A 16,663-nucleotide genomic window follows, 5' to 3' on the forward strand; every position below is an offset into this window, starting at 1 on the left:
GGGGGGGGGGTTTTTCGCTTTCGGGTTGGCGGGGCCGCCCATGTGGGGGGTCGCCAGCGCCCCCCCCCATCCCCAGGACAACTAACGGGGGGGGCCCCACCCCCCTACGGCGCCCCCCCCCTTCACGTACCCCGGACTCAAAGTCACACCGGAGTCGGAGGTCCGGACGAATTCCGGGCAGGAGCCCGGTTCCTTCACCCGAAGGTAGGGCTGTCTCGTAGCGTGAAGGTGCCGTGACCAGCGAGGATGCCCGGCGTGACCACGGACCATAACCTCACTCCTCTCCGCTCGACGCACTCGGCACCCGTGGTGTTCGGGGCCGGGGCGGCCATCGGCGTGCTGGGCGGCATGATCGGCCTGGGTGGCGCCGAGTTCCGCCTGCCCCTGCTGATCAGTCTCTTCGGCTTCGCCGCCTTGTCGGCCGTCATCCTGAACAAGGCCATGAGTCTGGTCGTCGTCCTGGTCGCGCTCCCCGCCCGTCTGGCCGCGGTCCCGGCCGCCGAACTCGCCGACCGCTGGCCCGTCGCGGTCAACCTGCTCGCCGGAAGCCTGCTGGGCGCCTGGGCCGGAGCCGCCTGGGCCGTGCGGATGCGCAGCTCCACCCTCTACAAGGTGCTGGCCGCCCTGATGGTCCTCATGGCCGCCGCCCTCCTCCTCACCCACACCACCACCCTCGGCACCCTCGACCTTCCGCTGTGGGCCCAGATCCCGGCCGGTGTCGTGGCCGGGTTCGGCATCGGGGTGGTCGCCGCGATCATGGGCGTGGCTGGCGGTGAGCTGCTGATCCCGACGATCGTGCTGCTCTTCGGCGAGGACATCAAAACGGCCGGCAGCCTCTCCCTGCTGGTCTCCCTGCCCACCATGCTGGTGGCCTTCGCCCGCTACAGCCGCGACGGCAGCTTCGCCGTCCTCGGCGCGAACATCCGCTTCACCGCCACCATGGCCGCGGGCTCGATCGCCGGCGCCGTGGTGGGCGGCCTGCTCCTCGGCGTCTTCCCGAACCTGGTCCTCATCCCCCTCCTGGCAGTGCCCCTCCTCGTCTCCGCCCTCAAGCTCGCCCGCCACGACTGACCGGCGGCCGGCCCGGGCGGTGCGCCCTCCGTCTGCAGGGGTCGAGCACGGTTCGGCGCTTGACCTTCGAGTCGGGTCGAAGGTCTACCGTCGGCGATGTGACGACCTACCGCATCTCGCAGCTGGCCGAACGCTCCGGCGTCCCGGCCACCACGCTGCGCTTCTACGAGGACGCCGGGCTGCTGCCCGCCGACCGGACCCCGTCCCGGTACCGGGTGTACGGCGAGGACGCGGTGGAGCGGCTGGCCTTCATCTCCTCCGCCAAGCTCCTCGGCCTGGCCCTGGACGAGATCCGCGACCTCCTCGACGTCCGCGAAGAGGGCGTGTGCGCATCGGTCCGGGCCCGGATGCTGCCCCTGGTCGCCGGCCGGATCACCGAAACCGACCGCCGCATCGCCGAGCTGCGCGCGTTCTCCGCCCACCTGGCCGGCGTCCACGCCGAACTCTCGGGCCCGGCCCCGGCCGGGGCGTGCGGCCCGGACTGCGGCTGCACCACAACCAACGCCCCGGCGGCGGGGCCGGTGCCGATCGAGCTGTCATCGACCCGCCCCGCCGCGGAGCCGTGGCGGGACGTCCCGGTCGCCTGCACCCTCGGTGGCGCCGAGCTGGCCGAGCGCACCGAGCACTGGCGGGCCCTGGTGGGCCGGGCCGAGCGCCGCGAGACGATCCCCGACGGCCTGCGGCTGGCCTTCCCCGCCGGCGCCGACCTCGCCGGCCAGCTCGCGGCGCTCGCCGCGGCTGAACAAGGCTGCTGCGCGTTCTTCGACTTCACCCTCCACCTGACCCCGACCGCCCTTCAGCTGGAGGTGCGGGCCCCCGAGGCCGCCGCCGGAATGCTGGCCGACCTCTTCGGAGCACCCGCATGACCACTTCCTCCTCTCCCCGGCCGTCCCGGCCCTGGGGCACGCTCGGCGCCGGCGCAGCCGCGGTGGCCGCCTGCGCGGTGTGCTGCGCGGGCCCGATCCTGGCGGTCCTCGGCTGCGTCGGCGTCACCTCCGCCATCGGCGCGCTATGGATGCCCACCCTCGCGGTCCTGGCCGTGGCCGCCGGACTCGGCTTCCTCGTCGTAGCGCACCGGCGCCGCACGACGGCCTGCCGCACCGCCCCGGATCGGGCCGACCTCGGCATGCCGACCGTCGGCCCGCCGCCGCCGGCGGCGGGCGGCACGGCCGCCCACTGAGCAGAACCGCAGGCCGGGCCCCGCACAGGGGTTTGTGAGGATGAACCGTCCGACCGCCGTGGGGCGGCCGGCCCAGTACGAAGGAGCAGTTCGGGTGTCGCAGCAGGGACCGCAGGGCCTGGTCGAGCGGATGGAACACCACCAGGTCGCGATCTACCTGGCGGCACTCGCCGCCGGCGGACTGCTCGGCTGGGCGGCCCCCGGCCTCGGCCCGGGACTGGAACACGCGATCAACCCGGTCCTCGGCGCGCTCCTGTTCGTCACCTTCCTCCAGGTCCCCGCCGCCGAGCTCCTCCGCTCGCTGCGCGACGGCCGGTTCCTGTCCGCCACGGTGCTCGTGAACTTCGTGGTCGTGCCCCTGGTCGTCGCCGCGATGTTCACCTTCCTCCCCGCCGACCAGGCCGTGCGCCTGGGCGTCCTGCTGGTCCTGCTCTGCCCCTGCGTCGACTACGTCATCGTCTTCTCCGGCCTGGCCGGCGGCTCCAGCCGCCGCCTCCTGGCCGCCACCCCGGTCCTCCTGGTCGCGCAGATGCTCCTGCTGCCGGGATTCCTCTACCTGTTCATGGGCTCCGAGCTCGCCGACATCGTCGAGGTCGGCCCATTCCTTGAGGCATTCCTGCTCCTGATCGTCATCCCGCTCGCCCTCGCCTGGGCCCTCCAGGCATGGGCCACCCGCCGACCGGCCGGACAGAAGGTCTCCGACGGCGCGAGCACCACGATGGTCCCGCTGATGGCCGCCACCTTGCTGACCGTGGTGGCCTCCCAGGTGCCCAAGCTCGGCGACAGCCTCGGCGACGTCGCCGCCGTCGTCCCGTTCTCCGTGCTGTTCCTCGTGGTGATGGCGTTCGCCGGGAAGGCGGTGGCCCGTCTGTTCCGGCTCGACGCGCCCGCGGGCCGGGCGATCGTCTTCACCGGCGCGACCCGCAACTCCCTCGTCGTGCTGCCGCTGGCGTTGGCTCTGCCCGACGACCTGGCCGTCGCCGCGGTCGCCGTAGTGACCCAGACCCTGGTCGAGGTCCTCGGCATGGTCGCCTACGTACGCCTCGTCCCCCGATTGCTGCCCGCCCGGAACGACCACAACGGTCGGGCTGAGATGGGCCTGGCCAAGTAGGCGTCAAAACTCCGGCCATGTAGAGATCAACACCGCTGGGCAGCCAGCAGGGGCTGTGGCCCGCACTGGCCAACTACAGGTCAAGGTCACACGGATTGATCACGATGCGGTCACGGCGGAGAGGTTCTCGGAGGGCGGCGTCACACCGAGGCCGAAAAGGCCACCTGTAGCAGGTGAATGGCGGGACAGGCCCGCCCTCACCCCTTTCAGGAGCACCTGTGGCGAGCACCGCCGACGAGCCTGAACAGACCCCCGGACAGGCCCGGAGGACCCCCTCCGTGGACCCCTCCATCACCCCCTCCGCGCCCCGTCCCGCCCAGCGGGACGTATTCGCAGGTCGGACCGGGCGGGCAAGGGGTCGCCGTAGGTCCGACAACCCCCATGTACCCCGGCGTCCCCAGCACAGGAGGACTTCGACCGGACCCAGGCGCCGGGAACTGCTGCAAGCGCTGGGGATCTTCCAGAGGGCTACGCCCGATCAGCTGTGGAAGCTGACTCGCCCGGAGAACCGGCACGACAAGCTGACGCGGGACAACCTCCTGGATCTGGAGGACCACCACCCGGTGAGGATCGAGTCGGTACAGGAGGCCCAGCGACAGGTGTGGGTGCTGACCAAGCGCGGACACCACGAGGCGAAGCAGTTGCTGGAGCCGAAGGGCATACGACTGTCGGTGCTGCGTGAGGAGACGTACGACCCGGACACCGGGGAGCTGCTCGGCACCGGCTACGACGACCACGCCGCAGCGGTCACCTCGACGGCCGCGGAGCTCCACCGGGCCGGGATCGGTCACCGGCTCGGCTTCCAGACCGAGATCGGCCACCGGCTGGGCAACAACTTCGTGCAGCGGGCGGACCTGGTGGTGCGGGCACCGGCGGCCGGGGTGCCGGTGCTCCTGGTGGAAGTTGACCGCCGTACCGAGGACGCCCACCAGCTGGTGCAGAAGTTGCACCGGTACCGGGAGTGGGGCCGGCTGCTGCCGCAGGACGCGGACAAGCGCACCGTGGACCTGGTCCGCTTCCGGCCGGACGCGATCGACACGGTCGACCACGAGGAGCGGCTGTGGCGCCGGGTCTACCCGCCCACCGGCCGGGAGGGCCTGCCCCCGGTGGCGTTCGTGTTCGCGGACACCACCGCGGCGAAGGTCGCCAACACCATCGCCGTGCTGGAGGAGACCGGTCGACGCTCCTGGGCACCGCGCCAGTACGAGACCTACGAGCGGGGGATCACCGCCCTCGACTACGGCCAGGCGGTGCCCGTCGTGGTCACCACCCTGGAACAGCTCCAGGAGCACGGCGCCCACAAGGCGGTGTGGCGACGGCTCGGCCGGAAGAGCGAGCAGACGCTGACGGCCGCACTCGACAACCCCGACGGCGACGCCCTCTACCGCCACCAGATGGCCCGCGCCGACGAACGGGCAGCACAGCGCCGGGCCGCCGAACGGGAGGCACAGCGCCCGGTGTGCAGCCGGTGCGGGCAGAAGTTCACCGATGCCCGCTGGGAGGAGACCACCGCGCGCGGCGGTGCCTGGACGGCCGGGGACCTGACCGTCTGTGGCACCTGCCACGCCGACGACGTCGCCCGCGAACAGGCCGCCCGCCTCCAGGCCGCAGTGCCGTCGCCCATCGAGGACGACCGGGAGCCGGCCCGGCCCGGCCGCGGCCTCTTCCGCCGCCGCAGCTGACCGAGACGCCTTCTGGGCAAGCCCAAGGGGAGCCTCGGCAAGCCCGAGGGGAGCCTGGGCAAGCCCAATGGGGGCCTGGGCAAGCCACCCCCGGGCACCGGCTTGCCCACCCCCCCCGGGGCGGCGTCATCGGTCACCGGCAGCTTCTGCCCCAAGACGCGGGGGTGCCGGTCGGTGACCGATGACCGGTCACCGGCCGTTCGGGAGTTGCATGGACCGGTCACGGCGCTGACGTGCTGTTTGACCGATCGCGGGCGACGGATCGGTCACGCTCGCCGCGCTGACCGGTCACGTTCCCGTGCTGGGCAAGCCCTTGCCACGGGGGGGCTTGCCCAGTGTCCGGGCCGCAGGACGGGACGCCTCCCAAGGTCGCGGCAGCACCGTCTGGGACGCGGCAGCCGGGAGCCGGCCGAGACCGCCGTGTCGGTTGTACACCGGGGCATATCCCGTGTGGGGGGTGAAGGACGAAGAAGCCTGAGCGCCAGGGCAAGCCTGAGGCGACCCTGGGGAAGCCCTTCACGAAGGGCTTCCCCAGGCTCCCCTCACGGGTTGCGCTGTCCCGGGCGCAGGACGTCGGCGTGGATCCGGGCCCGGACGCCGGGCTCCCCGGGATCCCGGCGCACCGCGCCGACACCCGATGTGGCCCAGCGCTCGTCCAGCGCGGCCATGACGGCCCGGACGGTGTCCTCGTCCCCGCCGGTGATGTCCAGGACCACCAGGCCGGGCTCCGCGATGTGCTGCTCGTCGGACGGCTTCATGAGCCCTGCGACGGCGCCTGTGACCGGACCGGTTCGCCGGCGGCCCCCCGTCCACTCGCACGAGGGATCCCAGGCCGCGGGTGTCGCATGGTCGGCAAGCTGTGTCGGGGTGCGGCCCCCGTCGCGGCCCTGGTGGCCAGGGCCGCACCCCGTACGTCCGAACGTACTCCAGGGGCCGACGCCACCGGTGGGGCTTTTCTCTTGGGCCGTGAACTGCCGCCTCACCCGTTCGCGCGCGGCCGGGTGCCAGTGGGGCGCGACGGGAACAGGCTGGGCGCATGTCCGCGAAGCTGATCGTCTACCCGCCCGACGAGCAGGGCTGGCGCCGGGTGCGCTACGACGGTGTCGCCATCGGGGTCGCGCACCGGCCTGCCGACATCCGGGTCTTCCTCGCGGCCGCCGGGCTGGAGAACGCCGACGACGTGGACCTGACCGATCCCGACTTCGTGGAGTGGCGAGGCGCCGGCCCGGAAGCCTGGGAGCTCTCCCGCTGACCCTCCGCGAGGGGTTGCACCGGAGGGTGGCTGGAGGGTTGTCTGCACGGGTGCACTAGGCGGGGGACCGCAGGTGTGACCGTGAGTGGGACCCCCCGAATCCGGTGATCTTCCATTCGCGCAGGTCAGATGCCGTGGGCAAGCCTCCTTCGGAAAACGACACCTCTTCCCCGCGATAGCCGGGGAAGAGGTCAGTCTCGATCAGCGGGGGCCGCCACCACGAGCCGGCTCGGTACGACGGTCGCCGCTCCAGCCGGACAGGACCCGTACTCGCTCGCGGGGACCATCTCCGAGCCGGCTGCCCGGGAACGCGGCTGTGCGCCCGTGAGAGACGCACGCGCGGGGCGTGAAGCCTCGGAGACGGTCAGGGATGTGTGAGGGGCTCAGAGCCGCGCGTGCGACGTTCTGCAGAGTCCGTGGCGAGCAGGAGCAGCGCCGTGCGCGCTCGCTTGTGTGGGTCGGGGGTGAGCCGGAGCAGCGTCGTGCGGGCGGCCTCATATCGGCTCGTTCGCGCAGCGGGATGTGTCCGGTCGACGGCTGGGCCCGTCTTGGCTCGGGGAGATACCGGACCCGGCGGAAGCACCGGGGGCGTGCGTGGGTCCGGGAGGCCCGAGGTGGGGGCGCGGGGGCAGTCCCGGCCGGTGGGCCTGGGTCAGGTGTTCGTTTCGGGGGTAGGGTCATTGGTAGCCGTTGTTGTGACCCGCGCTGCCGCATCCTCCTCTTCTTCGTTCGGTGGGGTGCTTTCGGTACGGACCCCTCGATCACGCCGGCCCCCTGTGGTCGCGTACTTCCTTCCCGCACGCGGGGAGGGGAGGGCCCCCTGTTTCTACCGGGACGGCAGCCATGAACCGCCTCACCCCCCGATCCGCTCGGACCCGCGTCCGCACGACCCGCTACTGCCGGGCGGTGGTCGAGTCCCGTCCCGACCGGCCCGGGACGGTGTGGGTGTCCTTCTCCGGTGAGTTCGACATGGACTCCCGACCCGTCCTCCAAGCCGTCTCCGAAGACGTGGGCGGCGCCCATGTGGTGGCTGATGTGTCCGGGGTGGCCTTCGCCGATTCCTCCTTCCTCCACTTCCTCCTCGACATCCGCCACCGCCTGGTCCTGGCCGACGAGGTGCCGCGGCAACTGGCCCGACTGTTCCTCCTGACCTGTACCACCACCTTGTTCACCTACGCCCCCGACCCCACCCACCCCGACGGCAGGGCCGGGCCCTCGGAAGGGGCCCGATGAGCACCCCCGCCGACCCCGGCACCAACCCCGACCCCGGCACCGACCCCAGGTCCGGCCCCGGCCCCGGCACCGACCTCAGCGCCGGCCCCGGCACCGACCCCGGCACCGACCCCGGCGCCGGCCCCGGCACCGACCCCGGCATCGGTCGGGGTCCGGTTTTGGGGCGGCCGCGGGTCTCGTTGCGGGCGCAGGTGGCCGCGGCGACCGAGGAAGCCGACCGCCTGGTGGCCGACGGCCTGTGGGACGTCGCGGCGGAAGACGCCGACCTTGCCCACCGCGCCGCCGGCTCCCTGGCCACCGTCATCGGCCCACCCGACTACCAAGAGATGCTTCCCGGCCTGGCCCGGCTGGAGCACCTGCGTGAAGCACTGGCCGTCCTGGCCCTGGCCACCGCCCGCACCCACGGACACCTCGCCTGGCTCCTCGCTGCCACCAGCCACGCCCTCACCCCCGTCCTCCAGTGGCGGGCACTGACCGCCGACCCCGACCACGCCTTCGGCACCGTCCTGCCGACCACCGGCGAACTCGCCGACGCCGAACACGCCATCCGCCACCTGCACACCGTGCTGGCCCGCATCCCGGCCCATACCGACGGCACGGACGCGGCCGGCTGCGACGAGCCGGACACACCGCCCTGACCACCCCGGTCCGCAGTGGATCGTGTGTTCGGTCACTCGGACGCCGGTGTGGGGGTGCGCGTCGCTGTGGGGTGGGCGAGGGTCGGGGGTGAGCCGTCGAGGCTCTCCCACAGGAACAGGGCCCGGCCGGGGCACGGTCAGGGCGGTCGGGTCCTGTCCGTGCCCGGGGTGGGGGGCGGGCGGGGTGCTCGGCTGCCCTGATCACGGCCCTTGAGCAAGGCCGGTAGGCGTACGCCATGGCCTTCGGCGGCCGGATCCTCTACGGCGGGCCCCGGTGGTGGTCAGTCTGCGAGACTCGCCCCGCAAGTGGGCTGATCGGGCTCGTTGAACCAGTTCGGGCCCGCGTCAGCGTGATGGGATCCGAGTTCGCCGTACGCGAGGAGGGCCCTCCCGCGGCAGTGGCTGCGCCGTGGATCGGGTAGAGGCCCTGCCTGGTTGGGATCCGCGCCTTGGCGTGGGCGAAGCCCTCCCACTTCACCGCCGCCTACCGCCAGGCTACGACACCCTCCCCTCCCACACCCTGCGCGGCTGAACACCCCAGCCTTTAGGCCCTGCGAGGGGTTGGAGCGCGAGGTGCGGCGCTGACGGCTGCCCGACGCGCATACCTGCGGTCGTCGTGCGTGGTCCCCTCGGTCGTCCATGAGTTGTGCGATGGGGGTGTGTGGGTGGGGCGGGTGGGGCAGGCGCGGGGTCGAGGACTTTCCCGAGGGGCTGTCGGCAGACGGTTCGTTCCTTCCCCTTTCCCGTCTGCGTCAGCCGAGGTGGGGCCGTCACGTGCCGGGCGGCCTCACCTGCCCACTGTCTTCCGCTCGTGCGGGGCCGCCGTCCATGAGTCGACGGCCACCGGGCCCGCCTGTTCGCTCCCTCACGGCCGGGCGGACCGCTGCTCCTGCGGACCCGCCGCGGCGTCCCGATCCGGGACCGCTTCATCGACCAGTTCCCTGCTCATGCCGATATCTGGTGGTGGTCACGGAGTGTGGTTGGCAGGGTGGGTTCATGAACTCTTCGTCACGTGATGTACCGATCCCCGATGACGGCCACTCCCGTCCCGACCGGTCCCTGAGCTCAGCTCGTGGTGGGGAGGGGGCGAGTGCTCTTCTGATCACCGGTACGGTCGGTGTCGGCAAGACCACGACGGCCGATCTCGTGGGCGATGTGCTCGCCGATGCGGGTATTCCTCATGCGGTGCTCGATCTGGACGGGCTGTGTCGGGCGTGGCCCGCGCCCGTGGACGACCCCTTCCATCACCGCCTTCTCCTGGCCAACCTTCGAGTGGTGGCCTCCAACCACCTCGCCGCCAGCGCCCGGCACCTCATCCTGGCCGGTGTCGCCGAGACCGCGGGGCAACGTGACGCCTTCGGGGCGGCGCTCGGCATCCCGTTGCGGGTCTGCCGACTGACCGCGGACGTTGCCACCCTCCACGCCCGCCTGCACCACCGCCACCAGGGGGACCACGACACCGCCTCGCTGCCCTGGCATCTGGACCGGGCCGGGCAACTCGACCTCGTCCTGGACCAGGCCGCCCTCGCGGACGACACTCTCGACACCACCCACCTCACCCCCGACGCCGTCGCCGCAGCCGTCGTCCACACCACCGACTGGCTCACCCGCCGCTGAAGGTCGCTACCTTCTCGCGCATCCGACCCGCAGCGCCGCACGACAGCCTCGCGCCGGCCTGCACCGGCCGGTTGACGGGCCCCGCGGCGGGGGCGGGCCGGGAATCCACAGAGCAGAGCTTCCTCCTACCGGTGGAGGCGTGCCTGGTCTCTGACGAAGGCTTCCAGTCCGCTGTTGGGGCGCATGTAGACGTAGCGGGTTGCTGCGCGTATCTGGACGGTGTTGAGGTCGTCGGCCGCGGCCGGTGTGATCGTCCCCGCGAGGTCGCTCGGGCCCAGTGCGAGTAGGTGTTTCGGGCCGATGGGCAGGACGACGGATTGGGCATCCCCGAACGCGGTGTCGATCTGCCAAGGCGTGCTGTCGGAGCGCAGGGTGACGGCCGGGGTGTCCCCGATCAGGAACTCGCCGCTGTCGGGCGTCAGTACTTCCACGCGGCATTTCGCCGCCAGGTCGCGCACTTTGTGGAAGGTGTCCTCGATGTTCTCGCGGAACAGGCTTCCGTCCTCGAAGCTCCGCGCGACCTCGGACTGTGCAATGAGGCGCTCTGCGAAGGACCCCAGAGGGCCGGGGCCGGGGAGGTGAAGCCCGGTCTGACGTAGCGCCTCGCTCCGCAAGGCTTCCGGGGCCAGTGGTGACTGACCAGGCGGCAGTACGCGCTCGACAACGCCCGACGTGACGGCGCGAGGCGACACCCTTGAACCCCGGACCGAGCCCGCGTCGTTTGCCGCGTGGCAGCGCCGGGCCGCGCGGCGAGGGCCGCGCCCACCGCTGGCCCGGGCACCCGCAGATGCCCCTGACGCTCGAAGAACTGCCGGGCGGCCGCGAAGTTCATCGCCCACTTGTCTGCCTGCGTGCGGCGCGGGGCCGGCTTGTCGTCCTCGGCTGCGGGCTCGACCGCGAGGACCCTCATCGCACTCACTCCCGTCATCAGGTCCCCGAAGGGAACACCTCCGACGGCAAACCTGTACCTAGGTACCGGTTGCAAGCTCCGGTGGCGGCGGAGGCACCGCGGGGCCGGACCGCCCTCCTCCTGTCGGCAAACGATCGTCGGACGACAGGTGCGGCGGCTCGTGGGGCGGGTTCAGGCGGGGGTGAGGAGGAAGGTGTCGTTGTGGCCGCCTTGGCCGCTGAGGTTGCAGGGGTGCTGGATCAGGGCGGCGTTGTCGGCGGTGGAGGCGTCTTGTACGTGGAGGCAGTTCCAGTACTTGGGGCGGGTGGTGTGGGTGCGCAGGACGTGTCCGGCCCAGGGGTGGCGGTCGCCGTAGGCGGTGAACACCTCGTTGAGGGCCTGGCTGCAGGGCCATTGGATGATCGGTGTGCCCTGGTGGTGGAGGGCGCCTTCGACGTTCCAGCACAGGCCGGTGGAGGTGCGGAAGAAGAAGCTGTCGGCGGGGATGTCGCCGCGGGCGGTGATGAGGGTGACCTTCTGGGAGGGGCGGCCGTCGCAGGGCTGCTGCACGATCCGGGCCCCTGCCTGGGTGCTGTCGTCCTGGGGGCCGAGGCATTTGTCGGAGTGCGCGGCCCGTACGGTGTGGGTTCCGGCGCCGGGCGGTGGGGTCCATGCGGCGGCCGGTGTGGCGGAGGCGGCGGTGAGCAGCGCGGCGGCAGCGGCCACGAGGAGGTTGCGGAGGTGGCGGGAGGCGGGGGTGGTCATGGTCCTTCTTCCGTACGGGGCCGGGTGGAGGGCCGGGCGGCGGGGCGCTCTGGCTGTCGGGGCCCGGCCTGTGGCGTGGCGGGATGCGGACGTCGTGGGCGGGTATGCCGACAGCCCCGCGGCCCTTTGAGCAGGGGCTGCGGGGCTGTTGATCGGCCGTGGTGTCCGGGCGCGCTGATGGTCAGGTGATGAGCGGGATGACCACGGGGTTGAGGGCGGTGACGACCTTGAGGATTTCCGCGAGGAGTTCGGCGGACACGGGCGGGTCTCCTTGTGGTCGGGTCATGCGGGTGCTTTCTGGACCTGTTGATCAAACCGGCCGGAGAGGCCCGGGGCAACGCCTGCTTTGCGCCAGGCTTTGGCCGGTCAGTGGCCGGGAGCCGGTTCGGGCCGGGGCTGTCCGCTCGCGGTGTCGCCGGCGACGGGGGTCGGTTCGATGGAGCGGCGCCGCAGGAGCAGGACGATGATGAGGACGACCTGAAGGATGATCGGCAGGACCATCCCGGCGGACAGCTTGGGGTCGCTGCCGACGCTGTTGGAGACGAGGCTGAAGTCCCACAGGCCGTGGACCAGCATGGGAAGCAGCAGAGTGGTCCCGGCGCGCAGGCACAGGTAGAAGAAGTAGCCGGAGGTGGCGACCACGATCGCCTGGAGGACGGCCTGGGATCCGGTGCCGATGGCGTTGGAGAGGTGCACCGCGCCGAAGACGACCGAGGACCACAGGGCGACGCGGCCCTCGCTGAATCCGGCCTTCTTGAAGACCTGGACGCCGATCCCGCGGAACATCAGCTCCTCGCCGATGCCGACGCACGCGGTCATGGCGAGCAGGGCCACGACCATGGCGGCCGGCTGGGCGGCGAGGTTGGAGTAGTTGATCGCGAGGAGGGCGGCGGCCAGCATCGAGACGGGCACGAACCACACCCAGCGCCGTACCGGCGCGCGGTAGCGCAGGACATCGCCCCACCATCCGAGCCAGGTCACCACCGCCGCGGCGAAGACGACGGACAGGCCGATGGGTATCAGGCCGTTGCGGACGATGGCCTCGGTGGTGGGGAACTCGCTCTTCGCGCCGGAGGTGTCGACGCCGATGAGCAGGCCGACACCCTGGACGACGACGAGGTAGACGACGACCACGGCCAGGAACCACGGCCAGGTCAGCGTTCTGCCCTGCCGGGAGGGAGGTCGGTGCGTGGACATGGGACGACTCCGATCCGGTAAGGCGCTGGGACACCACCAGGCGAAGTGGGACGATCCCCCCATCACGAGGCGCCCATATCTTCCCACAAGCACTTATCCCGCCTATATGCCCCTACATGCCCAGTACGGGCTGCCTGGCACGCCCTGCTGCGGACCCGCTGCCGCCCCCCGCTCTCGCACCCCGTCACGGGCATCGCACAACCGGTGATAATTTCGCACCGGTGCCCGGCCGCAGCCGCACCGGCCGACGGGACGCCGCCCGGGGGCACGGCGCGCCCGGACGACCGAGAGGGAGTGCCCTTCATGAACCTGTTCCGTCAGGCCGTCACCCGCAAGGCGGCGGCGCTCGCGGTCCTCACGCTCACCGTGACCGCCCTGGCCGCCGCCCTCGCCCCTGGCCAGGGCCCCGTCGAGACCTCGGCTCTGACCTACGGCGTCAACGTGCGGCACATCTTCACCATCGAGGTGACCGTGGGCTGACCCGCCGCCGCGCTGGACGGACACAGGCCCCGGACATTTCGATGATCAAGAAGGGCCTGTTTCCCTCTTGCCGGCCCCCGGCCGTGACCGGCACGCTCCCCCTGGTCGCGTCACCGTCCCAGGGGGCGCCGGGACAGGGAGACGGAATGGGCATGGCGCGGGCGGGGAACCGGGCAGGCCGCATGGTCACGGTGACGGTGGGAGCGGTACTGGCAGCGGTCGGTCTCGGCACCAGCACTGCCCTGGCCGAGCCCCTCCCGCCGACCCCGCGGATCGTCGGGGGTACCGACGCCCCGGCCGGCGCCTACCCCTACCAGGTCTCCTTGCAGCAGCAGGACTACGGCGGCTGGTACCACGTCTGCGGCGGGTCGATCATCGGCGAGCGGTGGGTGCTGACCGCCGCGCACTGCCTGAAGGCACCGCCCTCCAAGCTCCGCGTCATGACCGGCTCGAACACCCTGTCCCCCGGTGGCGTCACCTACCCGGTGCAGGAGACCGTGGGCCACGAGAACCACAACAGCGCCGCCGCCGGCAGCCCCAACGACATCGCCGTCCTGAAACTCGCCACACCGATCGCCTTCACCCCACAGGTCCAGCCGATCGCCCTCCCGCCCCAGCCGGAAGCCTTCTCCGGCACCGCGACCCTGACCGGCTGGGGCTACCTCACCGGCGACGGCCCCACCCCCAACACCCTCCAGCAGGCCACCCTCACCCTCATCCCCATGACGGAGTGCCGACTGCGCTGGCCCGGACAGAACCTCAGCCTGACCAACCACCTGTGCACCCTCGACAAGGAAGCCGGCCTGTCCGGCTGCTCGGGCGACAGCGGCGGCCCCCTCGCCCAGAACGGCCGGGTGATCGGCATCGTCAGCTGGGGTGTCAAGACCTGCAGCGGAAAGTACCCCTCCGTCTACACCAACACCGCCGCCTACCGTTCCTGGATCACCACCAAGACCGGCATCTGACCCCTCCCTGGGCTCCGTCAGGTTTCAGCGCCGCACTCGTCATGCCGGCACTGATCGGGATTGTCGTCGCCCTTGCGATCCCCAGCTTCGGAGAAGTTCCAGCCGTCGGGCCACTGCCGAATCGGCCCACCAGAAGCCTTCCTCGGTGACTGCCCCCTCGGCCGTGTGGCGCCGCCCGCCCTCCGCGCACGGCGGACACCGCTGGAACCGGCACAGCGACGGGCCGCACGGAGATTCCCGTGCGGCCCGTCCTCATCCGGCCCGAAGACTCACCGGCTGAGACGGATGCCCGGCCCCCACACGAGCTCCAGGTCGTCCAGGAAGACGGTCTCCACTTCCCTCGTCCATCGGCTGCGGAGGAGGAACGGGGTGGTCTCCATGCGTTCCAGGATGACCAGGGTCTCGGGCCGGCCGACGAGGGCGTACCGGCCGTGCGCAGCCGGCTTGCTGCCCGGCCCGTACGCCCGCAGCAGCTCCTCCAGGCGGGCACGGTGCCCCTCCACGAACTCCACCAGGCTCTCCGCGTACCCGTCGTGCTCGTCGGCGCGGACCGGGCTCAGCGCGACGTCGAGGAACTCCCCGTCGGGCCGGTGCCGGGAGCCGGGCGACGCCAGGGCCCACGGGAACCGTTCCACAGCAGCCAGGACTCCCTTCGTGTCCCATTCGGTGACGTCAATGCCCATCACGCCCACCTCATCCCGATCGCGGACAGTTGCTCCATGCGTTCCGGGGTCAGGGTCGCGGCCCAGCTGCGTTGGTTCCCGATCCAGGCTCCGAGCCGGAGTTCCCGCTCCTCCTGGTCCTGGCCGACGACGAGCCGTTCGACGTGCTTCCTGGGCACCCGAAGGTGCCCCTCACGCTCGAAGAACTGGCGGGCGGCCGCGAAGTTGACCGCCCACTTGTCGGCCTGCGTGCGGCGCGGGGCGGGCTTGTCCTCCTCGGCCGCGGGCTCGATCCCGAGGACCTGTCCGCACATCCACTGCTGCACGCCTGTGAGCCTGTCCCAGCCCAACCGCTGCGCCCGGATCCACCGTCCGAGGTCCTCGCCCTGGCGCACGACCTCACCCGGTCCGGTCGGCAGCTCGCCGCCGTCCTCCAGGTGGTGTCGGGTGAGGTGGAAGGCGCGCTGCCATTCGATTGCCCAGGCCGGGCACCAGGAAGGGTCGATGTCGTCCAGCTGTTCGCGGCGCGCTTCCGCCAACACTCCGGTGGAGGATTCCACGGGCAGGCCCTCGGCCCGCCGTCGTTCGTTCTCGGTGGCTTTGCGGGCGGCGGCTCGTGCGTTCTTGAGCCAGATCCCCACCCGGTAGCCCTGGTGCGTTGCCTCGGTCGGGGCCAGGAGGTGCCCGTTCGCCTCCGCCCACCCCCGCGCGGCCGCGAGACCTTCCTCCCAGGTGACGTCGTAGTGCGACCAGACCATGCCCAGCTTCGCCAGCTGCGCGATGCGGGCCTCGCCGAGGTCGCCGCGGGCGTGGAAGCGCCGGTTGTCCGCGACCCACTGCCCGAGCGGGTAGTTCGCGAGGGCGGCCGGCCACCCCAGCTCCTCCGCCTCTTCGCCGGTGGGGACGCGGAAGGTGAAGGGGACTATCAGGTCGCCGTGCTCCCGGGCGAAGATGACGGCGGCCTCGATCCCGCGCCGCCAGTGCTCGTGCTCGGGGTCGAGGACCCGCAGGTTGATGAACGCGGCCAACTGCGCTGGATCCCGCGGCGTGGAGAACTTCAACAGCGCCCTCGCCGGAGCCGCCGGCCCCCCGACCCCGCCCCCTCCGGCCTGGCCCCGCGCGGCCCCCTGAAGGCCCGTGGAGGCGCTGGGGGCCTGCTGCTCGGCCAACTGCTCCACCACACGGGCATCGTGCGCCCTGAGGGCTTCCAGGAGCTTGGCCAGGCCGCCATAGGCCCGAGAGGTGAGCATGGTGTCCGCCGTCTCGCCCGGCCCGAGGAGCACGGGCACGACCAGGCGGGCGACCTTGCCTTCGCCGGGCGTCATGCGCAGGGCGCGGCCGACGGCCTGGACGAGGTCGGGCATGGAGCCGCGGACGTCGGCCCAGAAGACGGAGTCGCAGTTCTTGGTGTCGACGCCCTCGCCCAACACCTTCACCGACCCCAGGAACCCCTTCTCCACCACTGTGCCATCCGTGGCGACACCGTCGGCGAACTCGGCCAGCACCCGGCGCCGATGCCCCGGCCGGTGCTCCCCGGACAGCCAGTCCGCCCAGACCGCTTCCGGGTAGGCCTCGGGGTCGGCCTTGTGCAGCCGGCCCGCGACGGCCGGGAGCCCGGCGGCGAAGGCCTCGGCCTCCTCCACGCGGCAGAGAAGTCAGAACGGTTCACCTTGCACGCGTTCTTGCACCGGGCCAGACCTGCGACGGTGGTCCCGGTCACCGCGGTTCCGCCGCGGGCGACCTCCATGAGGCGAACCTGGTAGGCCCACTGCTTGGAGTCCCGGGCGGTGAAGTTGTAGCCCTTGATCAGGTAGGTGATCCACCCGACTTCCCGCCCGGTGCGGGTGTCGATCACACTCAGCCTGCTGCGGAAGACCCCGCAGCCCTGCATCCGGTCGATGTACCAGGTGTCCGCCACCCC

The 16,663-nt window shown here is 71.8% G+C and carries 17 protein-coding genes; 11 read left to right on the forward strand and 6 right to left on the reverse strand.

Going from position 1 to position 16,663, the window contains the following annotated elements:
• The first annotated feature begins 255 nt into the window (after window positions 1–255).
• From ABTZ17_RS19480 to ABTZ17_RS19500, 5 genes are all read left to right on the forward strand, one after another.
• Window positions 256–1,071 (forward strand): sulfite exporter TauE/SafE family protein, encoded by an 816-nt coding sequence (locus ABTZ17_RS19480; protein ID WP_502994742.1) that lies wholly within the window; start codon window positions 256–258, stop codon window positions 1,069–1,071.
• Between the two features lie 98 nt (window positions 1,072–1,169).
• Window positions 1,170–1,937, forward strand: a complete 768-nt coding sequence (locus ABTZ17_RS19485; RefSeq protein WP_352196894.1) for a heavy metal-responsive transcriptional regulator — start codon at window positions 1,170–1,172, stop codon at window positions 1,935–1,937.
• Window positions 1,934–2,251, forward strand: coding sequence for a hypothetical protein (locus tag ABTZ17_RS19490; RefSeq protein ID WP_352196895.1), 318 nt, complete (start codon window positions 1,934–1,936; stop codon window positions 2,249–2,251). The genes ABTZ17_RS19485 and ABTZ17_RS19490 overlap by 4 nt, the downstream gene beginning before the upstream one ends.
• A gap of 130 nt (window positions 2,252–2,381) precedes the next feature.
• Complete coding sequence (locus tag ABTZ17_RS19495) at window positions 2,382–3,362, forward strand: bile acid:sodium symporter (RefSeq protein WP_352196918.1); 981 nt, start codon at window positions 2,382–2,384, stop codon at window positions 3,360–3,362.
• A gap of 491 nt (window positions 3,363–3,853) precedes the next feature.
• A complete protein-coding gene (locus tag ABTZ17_RS19500) occupies window positions 3,854–5,044 on the forward strand; it encodes a hypothetical protein (protein WP_352196919.1) in 1,191 nt (396 codons plus the stop codon).
• Between the two features lie 542 nt (window positions 5,045–5,586).
• Here the strand turns inward: ABTZ17_RS19500 and ABTZ17_RS19505 are convergent.
• Window positions 5,587–5,802, reverse strand: a complete 216-nt coding sequence (locus ABTZ17_RS19505; protein ID WP_352196896.1) for a DUF6207 family protein — start codon at window positions 5,800–5,802, stop codon at window positions 5,587–5,589.
• A gap of 278 nt (window positions 5,803–6,080) precedes the next feature.
• Between ABTZ17_RS19505 and ABTZ17_RS19510 the strand changes: the two genes are divergently transcribed.
• The 4 genes from ABTZ17_RS19510 (at window position 6,081) to ABTZ17_RS19525 (ending at window position 9,784) form a co-directional block, all read left to right on the forward strand.
• The gene (locus ABTZ17_RS19510) at window positions 6,081–6,296 is read left to right on the forward strand and encodes a hypothetical protein (protein WP_352196897.1); all 216 of its coding nucleotides are present in this window, start codon (window positions 6,081–6,083) and stop codon (window positions 6,294–6,296) included.
• Between the two features lie 843 nt (window positions 6,297–7,139).
• On the forward strand, window positions 7,140–7,529 hold the full coding sequence (locus tag ABTZ17_RS19515) for an STAS domain-containing protein (RefSeq protein ID WP_352196898.1): 390 nt from the start codon (window positions 7,140–7,142) through the stop codon (window positions 7,527–7,529).
• A complete protein-coding gene (locus ABTZ17_RS19520; protein WP_352196899.1) occupies window positions 7,526–8,167 on the forward strand; it encodes a hypothetical protein in 642 nt (213 codons plus the stop codon). The genes ABTZ17_RS19515 and ABTZ17_RS19520 overlap by 4 nt, the downstream gene beginning before the upstream one ends.
• A gap of 1,185 nt (window positions 8,168–9,352) precedes the next feature.
• Window positions 9,353–9,784: a hypothetical protein gene (locus ABTZ17_RS19525; protein ID WP_352196900.1), complete on the forward strand. Its 432-nt coding sequence runs from the start codon at window positions 9,353–9,355 to the stop codon at window positions 9,782–9,784.
• 125 nt (window positions 9,785–9,909) lie between these two features.
• Here ABTZ17_RS19525 and ABTZ17_RS19530 read toward each other — a convergent pair whose 3' ends face one another.
• From ABTZ17_RS19530 to ABTZ17_RS19540, 3 genes are all read right to left on the reverse strand, one after another.
• Window positions 9,910–10,623, reverse strand: a complete 714-nt coding sequence (locus tag ABTZ17_RS19530; RefSeq protein WP_352196901.1) for a DUF4238 domain-containing protein — start codon at window positions 10,621–10,623, stop codon at window positions 9,910–9,912.
• 242 nt (window positions 10,624–10,865) lie between these two features.
• The gene (locus ABTZ17_RS19535) at window positions 10,866–11,438 is read right to left on the reverse strand and encodes an RICIN domain-containing protein (RefSeq protein ID WP_352196902.1); all 573 of its coding nucleotides are present in this window, start codon (window positions 11,436–11,438) and stop codon (window positions 10,866–10,868) included.
• A gap of 366 nt (window positions 11,439–11,804) precedes the next feature.
• Window positions 11,805–12,635, reverse strand: a complete 831-nt coding sequence (locus ABTZ17_RS19540; RefSeq protein WP_352196903.1) for a CPBP family intramembrane glutamic endopeptidase — start codon at window positions 12,633–12,635, stop codon at window positions 11,805–11,807.
• 303 nt (window positions 12,636–12,938) lie between these two features.
• On the opposite strand from ABTZ17_RS19540, the gene ABTZ17_RS19545 reads away from it, so the two are divergent.
• The gene (locus tag ABTZ17_RS19545; RefSeq protein ID WP_352196904.1) at window positions 12,939–13,115 is read left to right on the forward strand and encodes a hypothetical protein; all 177 of its coding nucleotides are present in this window, start codon (window positions 12,939–12,941) and stop codon (window positions 13,113–13,115) included.
• A gap of 146 nt (window positions 13,116–13,261) precedes the next feature.
• Complete coding sequence (locus ABTZ17_RS19550) at window positions 13,262–14,080, forward strand: S1 family serine peptidase (protein ID WP_352196905.1); 819 nt, start codon at window positions 13,262–13,264, stop codon at window positions 14,078–14,080.
• A gap of 269 nt (window positions 14,081–14,349) precedes the next feature.
• On the opposite strand, the gene ABTZ17_RS19555 is transcribed toward ABTZ17_RS19550, so the two are convergent.
• Both ABTZ17_RS19555 and ABTZ17_RS19560 read right to left on the reverse strand, forming a co-directional pair.
• Window positions 14,350–14,763, reverse strand: coding sequence for a hypothetical protein (locus ABTZ17_RS19555; RefSeq protein ID WP_352196906.1), 414 nt, complete (start codon window positions 14,761–14,763; stop codon window positions 14,350–14,352).
• On the reverse strand, window positions 14,763–16,385 hold the full coding sequence (locus ABTZ17_RS19560; RefSeq protein ID WP_502994744.1) for a helicase associated domain-containing protein: 1,623 nt from the start codon (window positions 16,383–16,385) through the stop codon (window positions 14,763–14,765). Before ABTZ17_RS19560 ends, ABTZ17_RS19555 begins: the two co-directional genes overlap by 1 nt.
• Between the last annotated feature and the right edge of the window lie 278 nt (window positions 16,386–16,663).

Source organism: Streptomyces sp. NPDC097619, from assembly GCF_040302735.1.
Classification (GTDB): domain Bacteria; phylum Actinomycetota; class Actinomycetes; order Streptomycetales; family Streptomycetaceae; genus Streptomyces.